The organism is Mesorhizobium sp. M1A.F.Ca.IN.020.06.1.1, assembly GCF_004023265.1.
Lineage (GTDB): Bacteria > Pseudomonadota > Alphaproteobacteria > Rhizobiales > Rhizobiaceae > Mesorhizobium.
Genome location: NZ_RZSR01001004.1, coordinates 1 through 2,103, shown reverse-complemented (window position 1 = coordinate 2,103; position 2,103 = coordinate 1). Strand labels below are relative to the sequence as shown.

The window sequence follows — 2,103 nt, the reverse complement described above, 5'->3', positions numbered from 1 at the left end:
CGTCCGGCAGCGGCAGGTAACGGTCAGCCTCTTCGCCGCCCTCGCCGGTGTTAGACTTGCCGCCGATGGCGTTCATGGCGCGGGCCAGCGTGGTGTGCGCTTCCCTGGAAATCGAGCCGAAGGACATCGCCCCGGTCGAGAACCGCTTGACGATATCGGCAGCCGACATGACCTCGTCGAGCGCGACCTTCTTGCGCCCGGTTTCTTCGGCCAGCCTGATCTTGAACAGGCCGCGAATGCTCTGCGCCCGCGCCGTCTCGCTGTCGATCTGAGCGGAATAGTCCTTGAACGTCTGCCACGATCCCTGGCGCACGGCGTGCTGCAGGGTGGCCACCGCATCGGGCGACCAGATATGCGCTTCGCCGCGCATGCGGAACATGTATTCGCCGCCGACCTCGAGGCTGTTGCGCAGCACCGGGTCGTTGCCGAAGCCGTCGGCGTGGCGGCTGACCGTTTCGGCCGCGATCTCTTCCAGCCCGACGCCTTCGATCAGCGTCGCGGTGCCGGTGAAATATTTTTGCACGAAGTCGGTCTTCAGCCCGATGGCGTCGAAGATCTGCGCGCCGCAATAGGACTGGTAGGTCGAGATGCCCATCTTCGACATCACCTTGAGAATGCCCTTGCCGATCGACTTGATGTAGCGGGAGACGACCTCATTGGCGTCGACTTCGGCCGGCAGCTCGCCGCGCTTGTGCATGTCGAGCAGCGTGTCGAAGGCGAGATAGGGATTGATCGCCTCGGCGCCATAGCCCGCAAGGCAGCAGAAATGATGCACCTCGCGCGGTTCGCCGGACTCGACGACCAGCCCCACCGACGTGCGCAATCCCTTGCGGATCAAATGATGGTGGACCGCCGCCGTCGCCAGCAATGCCGGGATGGCGATGCGGTCCGGCCCGAGCTGACGGTCGGACAGGATGATGATGTTGTAGCCGCCGGCGACCGCCGCCTCGGCGCGCTCACACAGCCGGTCGATGGCGCCCTGCATGCCGGCCGCGCCTTCGTTCGAAGCATAGGTGATGTCGATCGTCTTGGTGTCGAAACGGTCCTCGGTGTGACCGATGGAGCGGATCTTCTCAAGATCGCCATTGGTCAGGATCGGCTGGCGCACTTCGAGCCGCTTGCGACGCGAATTGCCGACGAGATCGAAGATGTTCGGCCTCGGCCCGATGAACGACACCAGGCTCATCACCAGTTCCTCGCGGATCGGGTCGATCGGCGGGTTGGTGACCTGGGCGAAGTTCTGCTTGAAATAGGTGTAGAGCAGCTTCGATCTGTCCGACATCGCCGAAATCGGCGTGTCGGTGCCCATCGAGCCGACCGCTTCCTGGCCGGTGGTCGCCATCGGCGACATCAGCAGCTTGGTGTCTTCCTGGGTAAAGCCGAACGCCTGCTGGCGGTCGAGCAGGCTGACGTCCCTGCGCAGCGCCCGCGGCTCGACCGGCTTCAGGTCTTCGAGGATGAGCTGGGTGTTGGCGAGCCAGCTCTTGTAGGGATGCCTGGTCGCGATCTCCGACTTGATCTCCTCGTCGGAAACGATGCGGCCCTTCTCCAGGTCGATCAGCAGCATGCGGCCGGGCTGCAGCCGCCACTTCTTGACGATCCTTTCCTCCGGCACCGGCAGCACGCCGGCTTCCGAGGCCATGATGACGCGATCGTCGTCGGTGACGATGTAGCGCGCCGGGCGCAGCCCGTTGCGGTCGAGCGTGGCGCCGATCTGGCGGCCGTCGGTGAAGGCCACCGCCGCCGGCCCGTCCCACGGCTCCATCAGGGCGGCGTGGTATTCGTAAAAGGCCTTGCGATCTTGATCCATCAGCTTGTTGCCGGCCCAGGCCTCGGGGATCAGCATCATCATTGCGTGGGCGAGTGAGTAGCCGCCCTGCGTCAGGAATTCGAGCGCATTGTCGAAACAGGCGGTGTCCGACTGCCCCTCATAGGAGATCGGCCACAGCTTGGAGATGTCGTTGCCGAACAGTTCGGAATCGACCGAGGCCTGCCGCGCCGCCATCCAGTTGACGTTGCCGCGCAGCGTGTTGATCTCGCCATTGTGGGCGACCATGCGATAGGGATGCGCCAGCTTCCACGACGGGAAGGTGTTGGTCGAGA

General features: G+C 64.2%; 1 protein-coding gene. It reads right to left on the bottom strand.

Annotation, left to right across the window (positions count from 1 at the left end):
* Positions 1 to 2,103: glutamate synthase central domain-containing protein (locus EOA60_RS30170; protein ID WP_245502648.1), on the bottom strand; the 2,103-nt coding region annotated here is incomplete at both ends.